This is a genomic window from Mariniflexile sp. HMF6888 (genome assembly GCF_044335535.1).
GTDB lineage: Bacteria > Bacteroidota > Bacteroidia > Flavobacteriales > Flavobacteriaceae > Mariniflexile.
In genome coordinates this window covers 40,068-57,409 of record NZ_JBIQVZ010000004.1, presented here as the reverse complement: position 1 = coordinate 57,409, position 17,342 = coordinate 40,068, and the positions used below count along the sequence as shown (strand labels likewise).

20 protein-coding genes and 1 tRNA gene are annotated in these 17,342 nt (G+C 33.2%); 11 read left to right on the top strand and 10 right to left on the bottom strand.

Annotated elements, in window-relative coordinates:
* Positions 1–63: 63 nt before the first annotated feature.
* The 3 genes from ACGLWY_RS11175 to ACGLWY_RS11165 all read left to right on the top strand — a co-directional run bounded on the left by ACGLWY_RS11175 (position 64) and on the right by ACGLWY_RS11165 (position 3,381).
* The gene (locus ACGLWY_RS11175; protein WP_396619752.1) at positions 64–2,247 is read left to right on the top strand and encodes a B12-binding domain-containing radical SAM protein; all 2,184 of its coding nucleotides are present in this window, start codon (positions 64–66) and stop codon (positions 2,245–2,247) included.
* A 50-nt stretch (positions 2,248–2,297) separates the two neighbouring features.
* On the top strand, positions 2,298–2,873 hold the full coding sequence (locus ACGLWY_RS11170) for a Crp/Fnr family transcriptional regulator (protein ID WP_396619751.1): 576 nt from the start codon (positions 2,298–2,300) through the stop codon (positions 2,871–2,873).
* A gap of 67 nt (positions 2,874–2,940) precedes the next feature.
* Positions 2,941–3,381 (top strand): carboxymuconolactone decarboxylase family protein, encoded by a 441-nt coding sequence (locus ACGLWY_RS11165; RefSeq protein WP_396619750.1) that lies wholly within the window; start codon positions 2,941–2,943, stop codon positions 3,379–3,381.
* A 170-nt stretch (positions 3,382–3,551) separates the two neighbouring features.
* Here the strand turns inward: ACGLWY_RS11165 and ACGLWY_RS11160 are convergent, their stop codons facing one another.
* Complete coding sequence (locus ACGLWY_RS11160; protein WP_396619749.1) at positions 3,552–4,409, bottom strand: bestrophin family protein; 858 nt, start codon at positions 4,407–4,409, stop codon at positions 3,552–3,554.
* A 299-nt stretch (positions 4,410–4,708) separates the two neighbouring features.
* On the opposite strand from ACGLWY_RS11160, the gene ACGLWY_RS11155 reads away from it, so the two are divergent.
* Together ACGLWY_RS11155 and ACGLWY_RS11150 are read left to right on the top strand one after the other, a co-directional pair.
* Positions 4,709–5,947 (top strand): DEAD/DEAH box helicase, encoded by a 1,239-nt coding sequence (locus ACGLWY_RS11155; RefSeq protein ID WP_396619748.1) that lies wholly within the window; start codon positions 4,709–4,711, stop codon positions 5,945–5,947.
* A gap of 104 nt (positions 5,948–6,051) precedes the next feature.
* Positions 6,052–6,984, top strand: coding sequence for a sterol desaturase family protein (locus ACGLWY_RS11150; RefSeq protein ID WP_396619747.1), 933 nt, complete (start codon positions 6,052–6,054; stop codon positions 6,982–6,984).
* Positions 6,985–7,007: 23 nt separating this feature from the next.
* Here the strand turns inward: ACGLWY_RS11150 and ACGLWY_RS11145 are convergent, their stop codons facing one another.
* Positions 7,008–7,436 (bottom strand): hypothetical protein, encoded by a 429-nt coding sequence (locus ACGLWY_RS11145; protein WP_396619746.1) that lies wholly within the window; start codon positions 7,434–7,436, stop codon positions 7,008–7,010.
* Positions 7,417–8,004, bottom strand: a complete 588-nt coding sequence (locus tag ACGLWY_RS11140; RefSeq protein ID WP_396619745.1) for an RNA polymerase sigma factor — start codon at positions 8,002–8,004, stop codon at positions 7,417–7,419. Before ACGLWY_RS11140 ends, ACGLWY_RS11145 begins: the two co-directional genes overlap by 20 nt.
* A gap of 200 nt (positions 8,005–8,204) precedes the next feature.
* Between ACGLWY_RS11140 and ACGLWY_RS11135 the strand changes: the two genes are divergently transcribed.
* Positions 8,205–8,555, top strand: a complete 351-nt coding sequence (locus tag ACGLWY_RS11135) for a DUF6249 domain-containing protein (RefSeq protein ID WP_396619744.1) — start codon at positions 8,205–8,207, stop codon at positions 8,553–8,555.
* A 56-nt stretch (positions 8,556–8,611) separates the two neighbouring features.
* Here the strand turns inward: ACGLWY_RS11135 and ACGLWY_RS11130 are convergent, their stop codons facing one another.
* On the bottom strand, positions 8,612–9,277 hold the full coding sequence (locus ACGLWY_RS11130) for a M15 family metallopeptidase (protein ID WP_396619743.1): 666 nt from the start codon (positions 9,275–9,277) through the stop codon (positions 8,612–8,614).
* Positions 9,278–9,322: 45 nt separating this feature from the next.
* On the opposite strand from ACGLWY_RS11130, the gene ACGLWY_RS11125 reads away from it, so the two are divergent.
* Entirely contained in the window at positions 9,323–9,682 is a 360-nt protein-coding gene (locus ACGLWY_RS11125) for a hypothetical protein (protein WP_396619742.1), read from the top strand.
* 992 nt (positions 9,683–10,674) lie between these two features.
* A complete protein-coding gene (locus tag ACGLWY_RS11120) occupies positions 10,675–11,376 on the top strand; it encodes a DUF4369 domain-containing protein (RefSeq protein WP_396619741.1) in 702 nt (233 codons plus the stop codon).
* 56 nt (positions 11,377–11,432) lie between these two features.
* On the opposite strand, the gene ACGLWY_RS11115 is transcribed toward ACGLWY_RS11120, so the two are convergent.
* Positions 11,433–11,506, bottom strand: a tRNA-Thr gene (locus tag ACGLWY_RS11115).
* A 59-nt stretch (positions 11,507–11,565) separates the two neighbouring features.
* Positions 11,566–11,835: a hypothetical protein gene (locus ACGLWY_RS11110; protein WP_396619740.1), complete on the bottom strand. Its 270-nt coding sequence runs from the start codon at positions 11,833–11,835 to the stop codon at positions 11,566–11,568.
* Positions 11,836–12,265: 430 nt separating this feature from the next.
* On the opposite strand from ACGLWY_RS11110, the gene ACGLWY_RS11105 reads away from it, so the two are divergent.
* Positions 12,266–12,631 (top strand): hypothetical protein, encoded by a 366-nt coding sequence (locus ACGLWY_RS11105; RefSeq protein ID WP_396619739.1) that lies wholly within the window; start codon positions 12,266–12,268, stop codon positions 12,629–12,631.
* A 38-nt stretch (positions 12,632–12,669) separates the two neighbouring features.
* Here ACGLWY_RS11105 and ACGLWY_RS11100 read toward each other — a convergent pair whose 3' ends face one another.
* The 3 genes from ACGLWY_RS11100 to idi are packed head-to-tail and all read right to left on the bottom strand — an operon-like array spanning position 12,670 to position 14,575.
* Positions 12,670–13,641, bottom strand: coding sequence for a type I phosphomannose isomerase catalytic subunit (locus tag ACGLWY_RS11100; protein WP_396619738.1), 972 nt, complete (start codon positions 13,639–13,641; stop codon positions 12,670–12,672).
* A 2-nt stretch (positions 13,642–13,643) separates the two neighbouring features.
* On the bottom strand, positions 13,644–14,054 hold the full coding sequence (locus ACGLWY_RS11095) for a 6-pyruvoyl trahydropterin synthase family protein (RefSeq protein ID WP_396619737.1): 411 nt from the start codon (positions 14,052–14,054) through the stop codon (positions 13,644–13,646).
* The gene (gene idi / locus ACGLWY_RS11090) at positions 14,051–14,575 is read right to left on the bottom strand and encodes an isopentenyl-diphosphate Delta-isomerase (protein ID WP_396619736.1); all 525 of its coding nucleotides are present in this window, start codon (positions 14,573–14,575) and stop codon (positions 14,051–14,053) included. Before idi ends, ACGLWY_RS11095 begins: the two co-directional genes overlap by 4 nt.
* A 118-nt stretch (positions 14,576–14,693) precedes the next feature.
* Here idi and ACGLWY_RS11085 point away from each other — a divergent pair, with 118 nt between their 5' ends.
* The gene (locus tag ACGLWY_RS11085; RefSeq protein WP_396619735.1) at positions 14,694–16,280 is read left to right on the top strand and encodes a peptide chain release factor 3; all 1,587 of its coding nucleotides are present in this window, start codon (positions 14,694–14,696) and stop codon (positions 16,278–16,280) included.
* Positions 16,281–16,420: 140 nt separating this feature from the next.
* Positions 16,421–16,654: a (4Fe-4S)-binding protein gene (locus tag ACGLWY_RS11080; RefSeq protein ID WP_396619734.1), complete on the top strand. Its 234-nt coding sequence runs from the start codon at positions 16,421–16,423 to the stop codon at positions 16,652–16,654.
* A 301-nt stretch (positions 16,655–16,955) separates the two neighbouring features.
* On the opposite strand, the gene ACGLWY_RS11075 is transcribed toward ACGLWY_RS11080, so the two are convergent.
* A complete protein-coding gene (locus ACGLWY_RS11075) occupies positions 16,956–17,273 on the bottom strand; it encodes a DUF3467 domain-containing protein (RefSeq protein ID WP_396619733.1) in 318 nt (105 codons plus the stop codon).
* Positions 17,274–17,342: the final 69 nt, after the last annotated feature.

The window sequence follows — 17,342 nt, the reverse complement described above, 5'->3', positions numbered from 1 at the left end:
GAATAATTACATAAAGCGGTCATAGTTTTCAGTTATATTTGTTTTTATTTTTATAATTATCCTTTGAAAGACCTTTTACTCATCACACCTCCGTTTACGCAATTAAACACGCCCTACCCTGCTACATGCTATTTAAAAGGTTTTTTAAACACTAAAAACATCCCTTCGTTTCAAATGGATTTGGGCATTGAGGTGATTTTAGAATTATTTTCAAAAAAAACATTCCAACATCTTTTTGAATTAGCCGCTAAAAATAATCGCATCACTTCTGAAAATGCGCAAAGAATTTATACGTTAAGAGATGCTTATTTACAGCCTTTGGATGATGTCATAGCCTTTCTACAGGGGAAAAAACCAACCTTCGCCAGACAAATTTGCACCAATCATTTTTTACCGCAAGCGTCACGTTTTGAACAATTGGATGAATTGGATTGGGCATTCGGTAATATGGGTATGCAAGATAAAGCCAAACATTTGGCCACCTTGTATCTTGAAGATTTATCCGATTTTATTGTAGAATGCATCGATGACAATTTTGGTTTTAGCCGTTATGCAGAACGTTTGGGGCACAGTGCCAATTCGTTTGATGACTTATACCAACAATTACAAAATAAACCAACATATATTGATGCCATTACACTAAACATTCTTGAAGAAAAACTAAAAACCATTCAACCCAAACTGGTGTGTTTTTCGGTACCGTTTCCCGGGAATTTATACAGTGCGTTTCGGTGTGCCCAATATATAAAAATCAACTACCCTACTATTAAAATAGCGATGGGCGGCGGATTCCCAAATACCGAATTACGCTCGGTTACAGACGTTCGGGTATTCCAATTTTTCGATTTTATTACATTAGATGATGGTGAATTGCCCATTGAATTATTATCCTCCCCCAGCTCCTCCGAAGGAGGGGAGTATAAACGCACCTTTCTTTTAGAAAACCAAAAAGTCGTTTATAAAAACAACAGCACCAAACCAGATTACAAACAAAGTGATCTTGGCACACCCGATTACTCCGATTTACTTTTAGATAAATACATTTCAGTCATAGAAATTGCCAACCCCATGCACAGTTTGTGGAGCGATGGGCGATGGAACAAACTCACCATGGCGCATGGTTGTTATTGGGGCAAATGTACATTTTGTGATATTTCGTTGGATTATATTAAAATTTACGAACCCATTGCCGCCAAATTATTGGTGGATCGTATGGAACAACTCATAGAACAAACGGGGGAAACAGGGTTTCATTTTGTGGACGAAGCAGCACCTCCTGCACTCATGAAAGCCCTAGCTTTGGAAATTATAAAACGTAAACTCACGGTTACTTGGTGGGCCAACATTCGGTTTGAAAAAAACTTCACCAAAGATTTGTGCCTGTTGTTAAAAGCCTCGGGGTGTATTGCTGTTTCTGGCGGACTGGAAGTGGCTTCCGATAGGTTGTTGGCACTTATTGACAAAGGAGTCACCGTAGCACAAGTGGCGCAAGTCACCCGTAATTTTACCGAAGCCAACATTATGGTACACGCCTATTTAATGTATGGTTACCCCACGCAAACCGTTCAGGAAACTGTGGATAGTTTGGAAATGGTGCGTCAGTTATTCGAAATTGGCGTCTTGCAATCGGGGTTTTGGCACCAATTCGCCTTAACGGCACATAGCCCTATTGGATTAAATCCTTCTGAATACCATATCATCCCAAACACCAAACCCATTACGTTTGCCAATAACGATATTGCCTTTACCGACACTACAGGCATTGACCACAACCAATTTAGTTTCGGATTAAAAAAGTCGCTTTTCAACTATATGCACGGTATTGGTTTTGAACTACCGTTACAAGATTGGTTCGATTTTAAAATCCCAAAAACCGTTATTAAACCCGATTTTATTTATAACTGCTTAGAAACAGATGTTCATTTCAACATCAAACCCACTGCAAAAATACTATGGCTAGGCACAAAGCCTTTGGTAACAGAAACTTCCAAAACAAAGAAGGGACATACCTATCACACATTGCAAGCACTGTTTCATACGACAACCGAAACCTTTACGGTGACTTTAGATAAAGATAAAGGCTACTGGTTTTTAAATAAGCTGGATTCGTTGCGCCCAAGCAGCACACAACTACCCTCCTTTTTGGAACTAAAAAAAGATTTTGAAAGCCAGTTTGAAGACTTTGAGCTGTTTTGGTTTTCAAAACCTATGAACGTTTTACGAGAAAATGGGTTGTTGATTTTGTAGTAAAGTTTAATGTAATTTCGCTTATATTTAAGATAAACAAACTCCAAAACATGTCCGAGATTTTTAAAGCACACATTAATAAATTCGCAACCGTTAGCGATGAAGAGTTTGAAGATATTCTATCCTATTTCCAATTTAAAAGCATACTAAAAAAAGACAATCTTCTTGAAGAAGGACAGGTTTGTAAATCCAATGTCTTTGTATTAAAGGGCATTCTCCGTAAATTTTTTATAAATGAAAAAGGCACAGAGCAAACTACCGAATTTGCCATAGAAAATTGGTGGATAACTGAAACATTCTCCTTTATAAACCAATCGTATACAGAATTTTATATTCAAGCCGTAGAAAATACAGAACTCTTGCATATAGATAAAACAGCTTATGAAAAACTGTTAGAAACACATCCAGTTATGGAAAAATATTTCCGTTGTATTTATCAAAAAGCCTATGCTGCTGCGCAAATGCGCATTAAATTTCTTTATGATTTTTCACGGGAAGAACTCTATTATCATTTTCTAAGGGTACAGCCTGAATTTTTACAGCGTGTACCTCAATATTTGATTGCTTCTTATTTAAATTTTACGCCAGAATATTTAAGCGAAATCCGTAAAAAAGGCATTTCTTAAACCAGTTTAAGTTTTTCCCGTTGGCTGTTTTCCAACTTTGTACTGTTAAATTAAAACAACAAAAACAATGGAAAAACGTATCAACATCAACCAAGTAGAGCCACAAGCATTTAAAGCCATGTTTGTATTAGAAGGTTATTTAGCAAAAATAGACATCTCTAAAACCTTAAAAGAACTCATTAAAATCCGTGCCTCGCAAATCAATAATTGCGCCTATTGTATCGATATGCACACCAAAGATGCCATAAAAGGTGGAGAAACCAACCAACGTATCTTTTTGGCTGGCGCATGGAAAGAAGCCACCAAATTCTTTACGAAAGAGGAACAAACAGTATTGGCAATGACCGAAGAAATCACACTCATTCATCAAAATGGCTTAAGCAAAGCTACCTATGAGAAAGCGGCTAGCGTTTTTACGGAAAACCAAATCGCACAGATTATTATGGTGATTGTTACCATTAATGCTTGGAATCGTATTGCAGTAAGCACCCACCAAAAGATTGAATAACAATAGGGTTTTGTCACGGATGCACTTATAAAAACAGGGTGTATTCGTGGCTATTTTTAAATTAGTAGAATTGTAAAGATTCTATGAGTTCTATAAAAGAGAAGTATTAAATAAATGTATAAAAGCTCCACATCAAACTATTATAACACTTTCAATTCATTTAAACACCCCTAAATAATCTCCTCCACATGCTTTTTAATATTTACCGAAATCTTTTCAATGGGCAAATCGTTGGCATCAATCCCAAAAGGATCTTCAATTTCTTCGGCAATCAACTCTAAGCTTGCCAATACGTAAAAAATAAAAATAACGACTGGGATGGCGTAATATCCCAAACTAAACACATAACCAAAGGGTAAGGTCATAATATAGAAAAAGATGAACTTTTTAATAAACGCACTATATGAATATGGAATGGGTGTGTTTTTAATACGTTCGCAAGCACCACAAATATCTGTAAACGATTGTAGTTCGGCATTTAAAATAATAAGTTGGTCGCCCGTAATTTTTTTCTGCTCGTGCAAATCATTAATTTTTTGATACATCATGGTGGCCACTTGGTTTGGTCGGTGTTTGTGATTGTCTAATTCGATTCCCTCAAACAGTTGCAAACCAGTTTCAACATCGGTTAAATGCTTTGATAATATAGATGCATAGCTAGGAATCAATTTTTTAAAATACACCCTATCGTGTTCTTCCTTTAAGATAACACTGAGCTTCATAGCTAAATTTCGACTGTTATTAACCAACGCACCCCACAGTTTTCTGCCTTCCCACCAGCGATCGTAAGCTGTATTGGTTCTAAACACCAACAATAAGGAAATGACGAAACCCAGCATACCGTGCATGACGGTAATGTTTGATAAATGGTTTTTCTGGGATAGTTTCCAATATTCAAGTTCCAAATACCCGACGCCACCCGTGTAAACCCCTATAAAAATCATCATGGGAATCAGTTTTCTAAACGTATCCGATTTATGAAATCTAAAAATAAAAGTTATCCAGTCTTTGGGGTTGTATTGTACCATGGGTTATTGTGCAAATTAAATTTGTGGCGTAAAATTAGAAAATGTTACGGCTAAAATTAATCCTTTGTTTGTATTTATTTTTCTTTTCCCAAATGAGTATTCAACGTCACACTGTGTTTGTCGAAGTGCCGTTTTAAAAGGTCTTCGACAAGCTCAGACTGACAATTGTACATTATTTAGCTTGTCATGCTGAGCCTGTCGAAGCATATTCCAATATAAACTTAAATTTATTCCTAATGTTGAAACCTAGGAAAATTACCCTGACAACTTTTATGTATCTTTGCAGCAAATCATCATACATGTCGTTTAAAGACTTACAACTTAATAGACCCATTTTAAGAGCCATTGCCGAAGCTGGTTACGATAACCCTACACTGGTACAAGAAAAAACCATTCCTTTGGTTTTAGCAAAAAAAGATGTGGTTGTATCTGCCCAAACCGGTACAGGCAAAACCGCTGCGTTTGCATTGCCCATTTTACAATTATTATTTGACAAACAAGACGCCAGTAAAAAAGGCAAGAAAATTAAAGCGTTAATTATAAGTCCTACGCGCGAATTAGCCATTCAAATAGACGAAAATTTCAAAAAATATAGCACTTATACCAATTTAAGAACGACGGTGGTTTTTGGAGGCGCTTCCATTGAACCTCAAATTGATGTATTGAAAAAAGGGGTTGATATTTTGATTGCAACGCCTGGACGTTTGCTCGATTTACACAAACAAGATATTGTCAACCTCGATTATATTGAAACACTGGTTTTGGATGAAGCCGATTTAATGTTGGATATGGGTTTTATAGACGATGTCAAAAAAATTGAGCGTTTATGCACCAAAGAAAAACAGATTTTATTGTTTTCGGCGACCATCCCTTTTAAAGTTGAACAACTGGCAAACACCATTTTAAATACGCCTGAGCGTGTTGAAGTAGCACCAAATTCATCCACTTCAAAAAACGTCAACCAAGTATTGTATTACGTGCCAAAACGCAATAAAATAGAATTGTGTTTGCATTTACTAAGAAACGATATTAAAGGCAGTATTCTTATTTTTAGACGTACCAAATTTGGGGTTGAAAAATTAGAACAAACCCTTAAAAAAAACGGTTATAAAGTAGATAGTATCCACGGCGATAAAAGTCAGAATTTAAGAGAAGAAGCTCTAAACAACTTCAAAACCAACAAGGTAAACATTTTAATAGCGACCGATGTGGCTGCACGTGGTATTGACATAAACGAACTGGATGCCGTAATAAATTTCGATTTACCAAACGTACCGGAAACTTATGTACACCGTATTGGAAGAACTGCTAGAGCTGGAAAATCCGGTAACTCCTATTCGTTTTGTTCTGCCGATGAAAAAACCTATGTGGCAAGTATTCAACAGCTTATTCAATTACAACTGGACGTTATTGAAGACCATCCGTATCCATTAGACCCTAAAGCAAAAAAAGAAATACACCGAACTCCCGGAAAAAGCAAGCACAAAAAAGGGCGCAAAAGTGAAGCTTCTAAAAAGAAAAAGAAACGTTGGTACTAAATCACAAGAAATTACGTTATATATTAAGTATCTTCGCCAAAACAAAAAAGATCAACAGACTTCTCCCTACCATACCAACTAACGGATTTAAAATTTAAACAGTAATGGATTTTACAAACCCACTAGTTTATGGTATTCCCTTTTTTTTGGGGCTCATTTTACTTGAGCTTACTTACAGTAAAACCCATGACCATAAAAGTCTTTATAAATGGAAAGATTTAACTTCCAGTCTTACAATGGGCGTTGGATCGGTAGTTATAGCGCCTTTAATAAAAACTATTTCAGCTATAATTATTTTCAATTACTTATATGAATTGTTCAACCCTATGGTTGATGGCATTCGTACCAATATTATGGGTTGGGAATCTTTTGGGTACTCTTGGCCGGTTTGGATAGCCTGCCAGTTTTTAGATGATTTTACCTATTATTGGTTTCACAGACAAAACCATATGGTACGTTTTTTATGGGCAGCACATATCGTGCATCATTCTTCAGAAAATTTCAATTTGGGAACTGCCGTTAGAAATGGCTGGTTCACCATTTTATACAAACCATTGTTTTACATGTGGTTACCCGCAATAGGATTTCCACCAGAGATGGTCATTGTATGCCTTGGAATCGAGGCGCTTTGGCAATTTCAGTTACATTCTGCTTACATTCCAAAAATGGGAATCATTGAAAAAGTATTTAATACCCATACCATGCACCAAGTACATCATGCTAAAAACATTGAGTATATGGATAAAAACCATGGTGGGTTTTTAAATATGTTTGATAAACTATTTGGAACCTGGAAAGAATTAGATGAGAATATAGATATTAAATATGGTGTAACAAAACCGCCTAATTCCTATAATCCTTTGGTGATATTAACGCATGAATATAAAGACATTTGGAACGATATGAAAAAGAGTTCTAACTTATATCACAAATTCATGTATGCCTTTGGCCCTCCAGGATGGAGCCATGATGGAAGCACTTTAACCATCAAGCAAATGCGTAAGGAAATTGAATTGACAAACAAAAAAAACAATTAAAAATAATTCGGAGTTGCCAAACACTAATTTTCAAACCGTTGATTAAAATGATGCTTTAAAAATGATATTTGAACACAAACCATCACACCAAAAAGCACAATAGCATAAGTCAACGTTTTAGATATTGTAAAACTTGGTATTTTAAAATTTGAAATAGCTTGAGTTATAACATTGTTAGAAAGCATACTAAAATCGATTGTATCTAACCTCCCTGAAGAGGATGTTTGATTTCCAAATAATACAAAAAAGATCAAGGTTAAAAATCCAACCGAAATAAAAGTCCAACCCGTTTTTGAAATTAAGGGTTTATACGCAATTACTTTGTTGTGGCTTAACCCTGAAACTTGAGACATCACAGTATTAGTAAAGTTAAAGGAAGGCGTTTCTAAAGGCGCATCCTTCATAACTTTTTTAGCTAATTGGTCTAAATATTTATCTGTTTGCTCGTTCATAACTTTCAATTATTTCTGGTTCTAATCGCTGCTTTAAAATGACTGCTAGCTTTTTTCGGCTTCTAAACAACTTTACTTTTACATTATTAGGAGTTAAACCCATCACCTTTGAAATGTCATCTAAAGACTGTTCTTCAAAGTAATACAAAGTTAGCAAAAAACCATCTTCACTGGACAATAATGAAATACAATCCTGAATGGCTTGCTCCCGCTCTTTAGCTTCTAAATTTTCTAAAGCATCATCAATTGTTTTCACTTGATGTTCGGTAAATTCATCAATAGGCACATCATTATAAAACTTTTTATTTTTCTTCAGTCTATCCAAGCAGGTATTATAAGCTATTTTATAAATCCATGTTGAAAACTTTGAATCGCCTTTAAACCTTGGTAACGAATTAAAAACTTTTATAAAGGTATCTTGTGAAACCTCTTCGGCCTCTTCCCTATTCTTTAACATCCGTAACGATAATGAATACACCAAATCTTTATAACGGTCTACCAATATGTGAAATGCGTTGGCATCTCCATTTAAAATTAAATTGATATCATGTTGGTCGTTGATAGTCATTTTGATACTAAGACGATATTAAATAGTGTATGGTTACAGAAACAATAAAAAATTTCTTGAAACAGCCTATCCTCGAAGCAGAGCCATAGAAGAATTATTTATATTAAAAAAATATTTAGCCATTTGTTGTAACCTAAATTCGAAACCCATCGTCATAAGCTATGAACACATTAAATTTAATCAATTAAAAACAAACAATTATGGGATCGGAATTAATCATTATACCAATAATATTTGGTACAATTTTCGGAGTATTTTATTTATATTTTTCTACACGTAATAAAGAACGTATGGCGCTTATAGAAAAGGGAGCAGATGCCAGTATTTTTGTAAGAGGCAAAAAAGAATACACGGCTCCCATTTGGAAAGTACTTATTTTAAATTTAGCACTCTTACTAATGGGTATAGGAGCTGGAATTGTTTTAGGAGGAATCCTTGCTAAAAACCAAATTATGTATGATGGCATTGCAATGCCAGGATCAATTTTTTTAATGGCGGGAACAGGTTTATTAATCGGTTTCTTTTTAACAAAAAAAATGGATAAAGAATAGATAAAACCAGCATCAATCAAAAACAGAAAACCTGCTTTCTAAAAAAAGGCAGGTTTTTACTTTACAGGAAAATCGAAATACGTGTCAGGAAATGGTTCATCTTTTAAGGTAAAATGCCACCATTCTTTCGGGTAATTTTTAAAACCAAATTTAAGCATGACTTCTTGTAAAAGTTGCCTATTAGCTTTTTGGGATTCGTTAATATTTTTATAATTTACCCAAGAAGCTTCACCAAAAAAGTCATAATTGCTGCCCATATCCAAGGGTTCACCAGTATTTCCATTTATAATGGTTACGTCTACTGTGCTGCCCTTACTGTGCCCCGATCGGGCTGCAATATACTCTTCAACGAATAAATCCAATTTATCAACATCTGGATAAAATGCCTGTTTATTAATCGTATCATTAAGATCTTTAGCCCAACTCATAAAATGGTCTACTGCCCGTTGTGGTCTGTACCCATCATACACTTTTAGGCATAAATTCCTGTCTTGTAATGATTCCTGAACCTCTTTTAAAGCTAAAGCAGCTTGTTTGGTTAATATGAGTTTATTTGATTGGTAGCCATCAATACGTTTACCAACAAAATTATTAGAGGTATTATATCGCAGTTCCACATCCAAATCTGGAATAATGGATTTTACATAAACAAACCCTTCTGGTAATTGGGCAAATGCTCCAAACCAGACAAATACAAACAAAAACCTTATATAATATTTCATATCTACTACAAATTATGCTAATTTAGAGAAAATTAAGATTAAGACATGAACTATCCGTGGCATTTATACATCATGGCTACACTTTATATAGCAGCAGGAATCAATCATTTTATAAAACCTAAAATGTATTTACGTATTATGCCGATTTATTTACCAAACCATAAATTGTTGGTGTTTTTAAGTGGTATTGCAGAAATATTTCTTGGTATTATGCTATGCATTCCCTTGGTTAAAAACATATCCCTCGTATTTATCATTATCATGTTGATAGTTTTCCTGTTGGTCCATTTTTATATGCTTTCTAATAAAAAAGCCTCAGCAGGATTGCCAAAATGGTTACTTCTTTTAAGAATTCCTATTCAGTTTTTGCTAATTTATTGGGCTTACTTCTATTTAGGTTTATAAAAACCAAAAAAAATAATCTAAAGAATTCATCGGGGCTTGCCCTTGGGTTTGCTTCGTCAGTTTGCTTTGCTCGTGCCCGCTTCTACTTCTCCTTGAGGAAAGATTAAAACTGTTAGGCAGTTCGTTTCAAGAAATTTGTTTAATTCAGTCAAAATATAAAAACAAAAAAACCGAGTTCCCTCAAACTCGGTTTTCTTTCAATTTGCTTTTTTTATTACGAAGTAGATTTAGGGTCTCTATATCGACTACATAATGCAAATATTAATTAATTAATCCATTGAACTAAAAAGTATATTATTTAGTACATTTCAAAGATATAATTAAAAATGAATCATAACGACAAAATACATTATAAATCGATGAAATACACTAAATTTTAACATTAAAAGATGAAATATTTAATATTATCGACGAAATACACTTTTAAAAAATGCTTTTAAATAAAAAAAGCACCCTATAAAGGATGCTTTTTTACTAACTAACCAACTAAAATATGAGTTACTATTTCTAAGTTTAAAGTAACCACTCAATAAACCTTGTATAAGAATATAACTAATAAACAAAACACAATTACTGTGCCAAAACAAATAATTCCAGTAAAAATTGCAAAATAAAGTGAGCAGCAACCTAAAACAAGAAACTTATAAAACAGGTAACTACCGTTATAAACCATATAAATGTTGTTTTTTGGAATATTTTATAGTGCATTTTTCGTCAGGTGAAGGTATTTTGAGGTTCGTAATATAGTCATGTACCGAAAAATGGCTGATGTATAGCGGAAAAAGACACATAAAAAATCCAAAGTATAAAACTTAGATAGTCTCTAGCATTTAAAATATAATTATAAGATATTTGCGTTTTAAAAAATTAATCAATTAATGAAATCGCCATGATTCGGAAACGTAAACACCAATGAAAAATAAAGCGATTGCTTCGCCAGTTCGCTATCGCTCGTGTCCATATGACCTTAAAAAAACAATAAACATTTACATATGAAAAAAATAATATACATCTTACTATCACTATTAATTTTAGCCTGTAGCAAAGAACAACATGATTTAACTGTAAAGGTTCATGTAAATGGTTTAAAAAAAGGAGTTCTTTATTTGAAAAAAGCAAAGAATGACAATCTTATTACAATCGATACCGTAGCAGTAAATGGTCAATCGGATATTACATTACACGCTTCTTCTTTAGAATCGCCCGAAGTCTTTTATTTATTTTTAGATAAAAACAGTTCTGAAAAAGACCAAATTGTATTTTTTGCAGATAAAGGCATCACCGAAATAACAACCTCTGTTAAGAATTTTGGACTTGGTGCAAAAATTAATGGTTCTGAACAACAAAAAATATTTGAAGAATATAAATTGATGCGTACGCGTTTTAATGAGCAAAATCTAGATCTTATTAAAGAAAGTTTTGAAGCACTAAAGAAAGGTGATACATCTAAATACAATACTATTCAAAAAAAATCAGATAGTAATTTAAAACGCCGTTATTTATTTACCGTTAATTTTGCTTTGAACCATAAAGACAGCGAAGTGGCTCCTTACTTAGCACTAACTGAAATTTACAATGCTAAGGTTAAATTTTTAGATACCATCAATAGCGTTTTAACACCAAAAGTTAAAGCTTCTAAATATGGCAAGGAATTACAGGGGTTTATTGACAAAATAAAAGAATCTGAGAAGTAATTGACCCTATTATAAAAAGTAAAAGACCTTTCAAATGAAAGGTCTTTTTTATTAAGAGCCGATAGAGGGACTCGAACCCACGACCTGCTGATTACAAATCAGCTGCTCTAGCCAGCTGAGCTACATCGGCGTTTTATGGGTGCAAATATAATAGCAAAAATTATATTTGCAAGCAGTCCGCAAAAAAAATTATGATAATTTATTAATTTTTTCAATTAGTGCTTTTCCTTTAGCTTCTAACTCAGCACTAATAGCCTTAAAATGTGCTTTAGAATTTTCTACATTTTTAGCATTTACTTTAACAATTAATTCATCAAACGTTTTGATAGCTTCATCAATAATTGCTTCACTCTTCTTGTTGTCTTTGCTTGCGTTTGTTAATTCCCAAACATAAACTGCTTCTATAATATCCCCTAAAACGTAATTAATATCTTTTTTTAGGTTTCTAACATTTGCCATAATTCAATATTTTAATTTGACACAAAATTACATTAATCTGAATCAAAATTCTCATAAAACATGACTAATTTAAAAAAATTATTATTACATTTGGTCTCGATGAATGCAATAAAGTTGTCATATAACCAAATTTGTAACCTTACCTCTCTACAGGCTAAGGCGGTGGTTCGTTTTATGACCCAACACAAAACTTATATGCATCTTGAATAAACGTTAAATAATACAATTATAACTATAACAATAAAGGTGCTTTTTTTAAAGGCACCTTTTTTATTTTAAATCAATTAAATCTTTAAAATCATGAAAACTCTAAAATCCATTAAACAGAAAATCCAACTTTTTATCAATGCCACTTGTGCAAACGTCATGTATAGCACATACCACAGCTATAACTTAACACCTTTATTATTATACCCATAAAAAACAACTCATGAAAACACATCACATAAATACCCCATTTGTAGTAACAAAAGATATAAGTAATGGTAATGGCTTTTTATTGCCCCATGTACTTTATGATAAAATTAAAACTGTTGCTACCTATCCCGTGAAAGAATTTTATTTACAAGACATTCCAGAGATTGGCGATTTTAAATTTAAAATGTACAAAAATGCGTTTTTGAATGATAAACTGACTATTCAAGCCCAATTAGTGAAACAAAATAAAGAAGGCTATCTAGTAAACATAACTGTTACAAAAGCAAAATCCACTACAAATTATCAAGAACGAATCTGTAGTGCTTTATTTGATTTTCCGGCAGAGAAAAGGTACAGTACGAATAGAACTGCTTGTTAAATAAAATTCCCAAGGAATACTCTTGGGAATTTCTTTTTTTATAAATATACTTCTAATAAAGTGGCGTCTTTAGAAGCTATCTCATACTCTTTAATAGCTGCTGGAAGTAAAATGGTTTCTCCCTTTTTTATGGCTTCAGAAAAACCATTTGCCTTGATTTCGCCTTCACCATCCACACACATATATATAATAAAGGAATCGTGATGATTTTCTTTTTGGAGCGTTTTATTAACTTTTAAATAGTTAGTTGTAAAATATGGGCAACTCACCATTTCGTTTGATTGATTTTCGGTTTTATTATAAGCCACTCTAAAATTATCCGGCATATTAAAATCGATGGCATCAATGGCCAAATCGTTATGCAATTCTCGTTCATTACCGTCGGCATCTACACGATCCCAATCATAAACCCTATAAGTAATATCACTGGTTTGTTGAATTTCAGCAACCATGACACCTGCTCCAATAGCATGTACACGACCTACTTCAATAAAATAAGTATCTCCTTCCTTAACTTCGTCGAAGTTTAAAATTTTAGTAAGTGTTTTATTTTCTAAATGCTTTAAATACTTTTCAGGTGTCATGTCTTGATTAAAACCAACAATAAGATTAGAACCTTCATCTGCTTGAAATACATACCACATTTCTGTTTTTCCGAAGGAATTATGCCTTTTTGCAGCTAATTCATCATTCGGGTGCAGTTGGATAGATAAATCTTCTTTGGCATCTATAAACTTGATAAGCAACGGAAATTTGTCTTTAAAAATTCTATAATTCTGTAGCCCTAGCAAATCAGATTTATAGGTTTCTAAAAGTTGTTTTAATGATTGTCCTTTTAAACTGCCATTACAAACTATGGACGTGTCGCCTTCTACATCACTAATTTCCCAACTTTCACCAATATTTGGTAAATCGCTTTTTTTATTAAGTAAAGTTTTTAATTTTTGGCCGCCCCAAATTTTATCTTTTAAAATGGGTGCAAATTTAATTGGGTACAAAGTGTCTATCATTTTTAGGTTCCTGAATAAGTTACAAAATTACGTGGTGTTTCAAAAAGTGTTATTTCTAAGCTTAGTTTTGAATCAAGTTTCGGCTTCATCTTATTATAAATAACAACTGCAATGTTTTCGGCAGTAGGATTTAAATCTTTAAATTCGGGTACTTCAATATTTAAGTTTTTATGATCGAAAGCATCTTCAACTTCATCTTTAATGATGCCTTTTAAAACTTTCATGTCTATAACATACCCCGTTTCGTTATCTATCTCGCCCGTGACACTTACAATTAATTCATAATTATGCCCATGAAAATTTGGGTTGTTACATTTACCAAACACTTCATCGTTCTTTTCGTGAGTCCAATCTTTTCTATATAAACGGTGTGCAGCATTAAAATGTGCCTTTCTACTAACGGTTACCTTCATTTTGAAATATTTATATGTTCGTAGAATTTATCAAAAATAATTTTAAACCACTCGGTATAAAATTCTGGATGTTCCAAAATATCATTCTTCACAGCGTCAAGCGACATCCACTTCCAACTGGCCACTTCATCTGGATTAATTATTGGTGTACCATTATATTTCCCAATCAAGATATGGTCGAATTCATGCTCAGTTAAACCATTATCGAAAGGTGCTTTATAAATAAACGAAATCGTATCTTCCAGTTCCACAACAAAGCCCATTTCTTCCATTAAGCGGCGCTTTCCTGCTTGAATATTGGTTTCCCCAACACGTTGGTGGCTGCAACAGGTATTTGTCCATAACAAGGGTGAATGGTATTTATGTGCTGCGCGTTGTTGCAGCATTAATTCATTATTATCATTAAACACAAATACTGAAAATGCACGATGTAACAATGCTTTTTCATGTGCTTCCATTTTAGGCATGGTGCCTATTTGTTCGTCGTTTTCATTTACAAGAATAACTTTTTCCTCTTCCATAGAAAGCAAAAATACCAAGTAAAACATTAATATAATAATTCTATCTATAAAATATAATATGAGGATTCTGAAATCATAAATTATAAAGTATCTTTGCAGACCAATTTGCAAAATTATTATGAGTTTTATTAAGGAGATTAACAGACGCCGAACCTTTGGTATTATTTCACATCCCGATGCTGGAAAAACAACACTAACCGAAAAATTATTACTTTTTGGAGGTGCTATACAAGAAGCTGGTGCTGTAAAAAGCAATAAAATTAAAAAAGGAGCTACCAGTGACTTTATGGAAATTGAGCGTCAACGTGGTATTTCGGTTGCTACTTCGGTACTTGCTTTTGAATATAACGGTACTAAAATTAATATTCTTGATACGCCTGGACATAAAGATTTTGCTGAAGACACTTTTAGAACCCTAACAGCTGTTGATAGTGTTATTGTGGTTGTTGATGTTGCCAAAGGTGTTGAGGAACAGACTGAAAAATTAGTTGAAGTTTGCCGCATGAGAAACATACCGATGATCGTTTTCATTAATAAAATGGATAGAGAAGGTAAAGATGCTTTTGATTTATTGGATGAAATCGAACAAAAATTAGGTTTAAAAGTAGTGCCTTTGAGCTTCCCTATTGGAATGGGCTATGATTTTAAGGGTATTTATAATATGTGGGAGAAAAACATTAACTTATTTAGTGGAGACAGTAGAAAAAACATTGAAGAAACCATTGAGATTTCCGATTTACAATCCCCTGAACTAAACAAACTTATTGGTGATAAAGCTGCAAAAACGTTAAGAGATGAAATAGAATTGGTAGAAGGTATCTACCCGGAATTTGATAAGCAAACCTATTTAGACGGCCATTTGCAACCTGTATTTTTTGGATCTGCTTTAAACAATTTTGGTGTTCGCGAGTTACTGGATTGTTTTATTGAAATAGCGCCAAAACCAAGACCAAAGCAAAGTGAAGAACGCCTTGTAAAACCAGAAGAGGACAAATTTACAGGCTTTGTTTTTAAGATACATGCTAATATGGATCCTAACCATAGAGACCGTTTGGCATTTGTTAAAATTGTATCGGGTACATTTGAAAGAAACAAACCATATTTACATGTAAGACATGGTAAAAAATTAAAATTCTCAAGCCCTAATGCTTTTTTTGCTGAAAAAAAAGAAATTGTTGACATCTCCTATCCAGGTGATATTGTGGGGTTACACGATACAGGAAATTTTAAAATTGGAGACACCTTAACTGAAGGTGAAGCCATAAATTACAAGGGAATCCCTAGTTTTTCTCCTGAACACTTTAGATATATTAATAATGCTGACCCTTTAAAATCCAAACAATTATTTAAAGGGATTGACCAATTAATGGACGAAGGTGTTGCCCAGTTATTTACATTGGAACTTAATGGGCGAAAAGTCATTGGAACCGTTGGCGCACTTCAATACGAAGTTATACAGTACCGTTTAGAACATGAATATGGTGCCAAGTGTACTTACGAAAACTTAAATGTATATAAGGCCTGTTGGGTAGATCCTAATAATTCTAAAAGTGATGAATACAAAGAATTTATTAGAGTAAAACAGCGTTATTTAGCAAAAGACAAACAAAATCAGTTGGTGTTTTTAGCAGATTCTGCCTTTTCGCTACAAATGACTCAGCAAACATATCCTAATATAAAGTTCCATTTTACCTCCGAATTTTAGCAAATCAACGATTATTATTGGGTATAAATAAATAATATGATAATTTTCATGTATTATTTTTATCATATTATTTATTTTATTTAATATTATTGTGATATTCATAATTAAAAGTAAAATTCATACCCCAAATATGAACGCTTATGGAAACTTATACAAACGAATTCAGTAATAACGATATTACTGTAACCTACGAACCCTGCAAGTGTATTCATGCTGAAAAATGTGCTAAAGGCTTATCGGAAGTTTTTAGAACAAGCGTTATACCTTGGATCAATTTGGATGGTACCGAGACCAATCGTATTATAAATCAAATAAAACGATGTCCGTCAGGAGCACTGAAATATCGAAAGAATTTAAACAAAAAAGCCTCATAATCTGAGTTCTATATGAACTTTGACGAAGTTAGATATTAAAAGCACAATATTAGAAGTACAAAGTTCAGAGTTCAAAGTTAAGAGTTTGATGTGCCGATGAAGTTTGTGATACCCCATCCAACGAACAATTAAAAGTTACAAAGTATGTTTATCAACCCGAACTAAGGCTTTGTAATAATATTGTTTTTCATTTATTTAACTATTAAAACACTTAAATATCAGATTACATTACATCGAATTCATTTTCATAAATAAGAGTATAAAAAAATCCCATTGAAAATTTCAATGGGATTTTTACTTTTTATGCTTGACCTGTTGGACCAAAATTTAATGGTATTGGCGGTTGCTCGTAATCTTTAATTTCACCATGGGCGTTTTCAAACCTAGCTACATTATCACCTAAAGCTTTAAGCAATCGTTTAGCATGCTGTGGTGTTAGTATAATTCTAGATTTCACTTTACTTTTAGGAACTCCAGGCATAATACTAACAAAATCTATAACAAACTCTGAAACAGAATGATTAATAATAGCTAAGTTAGAATATATCCCTTCGGCTACATTCTCATCCAATTCTATATTAATTTGACCTGGTTTTGGTTTATCCTTTTCGTCTGACATAATTTCATAATTTAAATTAAAAAGCCTTCATGTTCACATTAACTTGAAGGCTTTTGTTTTTACAGATTC

Excerpts from the sequence above, each read along its gene's own strand:
- ACGLWY_RS11135 (WP_396619744.1), top strand. The coding sequence starts at position 8,205 with ATGGGATCGGAATTAATCATTATACCAATAATATTTGGTACAATTTTC.
- ACGLWY_RS11075 (WP_396619733.1), bottom strand. The coding sequence starts at position 17,273 with ATGTCAGACGAAAAGGATAAACCAAAACCAGGTCAAATTAATATAGAA.
- ACGLWY_RS11080 (WP_396619734.1), top strand. The coding sequence starts at position 16,421 with ATGGAAACTTATACAAACGAATTCAGTAATAACGATATTACTGTAACC.
- ACGLWY_RS11105 (WP_396619739.1), top strand. The coding sequence starts at position 12,266 with ATGAAAACACATCACATAAATACCCCATTTGTAGTAACAAAAGATATA.
- ACGLWY_RS11120 (WP_396619741.1), top strand. The coding sequence starts at position 10,675 with ATGAAAAAAATAATATACATCTTACTATCACTATTAATTTTAGCCTGT.
- ACGLWY_RS11095 (WP_396619737.1), bottom strand. The coding sequence starts at position 14,054 with ATGAAGGTAACCGTTAGTAGAAAGGCACATTTTAATGCTGCACACCGT.
- ACGLWY_RS11110 (WP_396619740.1), bottom strand. The coding sequence starts at position 11,835 with ATGGCAAATGTTAGAAACCTAAAAAAAGATATTAATTACGTTTTAGGG.
- ACGLWY_RS11160 (WP_396619749.1), bottom strand. The coding sequence starts at position 4,409 with ATGGTACAATACAACCCCAAAGACTGGATAACTTTTATTTTTAGATTT.
- ACGLWY_RS11140 (WP_396619745.1), bottom strand. The coding sequence starts at position 8,004 with ATGACTATCAACGACCAACATGATATCAATTTAATTTTAAATGGAGAT.
- idi (WP_396619736.1), bottom strand. The coding sequence starts at position 14,575 with ATGGAAGAGGAAAAAGTTATTCTTGTAAATGAAAACGACGAACAAATA.
- ACGLWY_RS11165 (WP_396619750.1), top strand. The coding sequence starts at position 2,941 with ATGGAAAAACGTATCAACATCAACCAAGTAGAGCCACAAGCATTTAAA.
- ACGLWY_RS11155 (WP_396619748.1), top strand. The coding sequence starts at position 4,709 with ATGTCGTTTAAAGACTTACAACTTAATAGACCCATTTTAAGAGCCATT.
- ACGLWY_RS11130 (WP_396619743.1), bottom strand. The coding sequence starts at position 9,277 with ATGAAATATTATATAAGGTTTTTGTTTGTATTTGTCTGGTTTGGAGCA.
- ACGLWY_RS11170 (WP_396619751.1), top strand. The coding sequence starts at position 2,298 with ATGTCCGAGATTTTTAAAGCACACATTAATAAATTCGCAACCGTTAGC.
- ACGLWY_RS11145 (WP_396619746.1), bottom strand. The coding sequence starts at position 7,436 with ATGAACGAGCAAACAGATAAATATTTAGACCAATTAGCTAAAAAAGTT.
- ACGLWY_RS11100 (WP_396619738.1), bottom strand. The coding sequence starts at position 13,641 with ATGATAGACACTTTGTACCCAATTAAATTTGCACCCATTTTAAAAGAT.
- ACGLWY_RS11125 (WP_396619742.1), top strand. The coding sequence starts at position 9,323 with ATGAACTATCCGTGGCATTTATACATCATGGCTACACTTTATATAGCA.
- ACGLWY_RS11085 (WP_396619735.1), top strand. The coding sequence starts at position 14,694 with ATGAGTTTTATTAAGGAGATTAACAGACGCCGAACCTTTGGTATTATT.
- ACGLWY_RS11150 (WP_396619747.1), top strand. The coding sequence starts at position 6,052 with ATGGATTTTACAAACCCACTAGTTTATGGTATTCCCTTTTTTTTGGGG.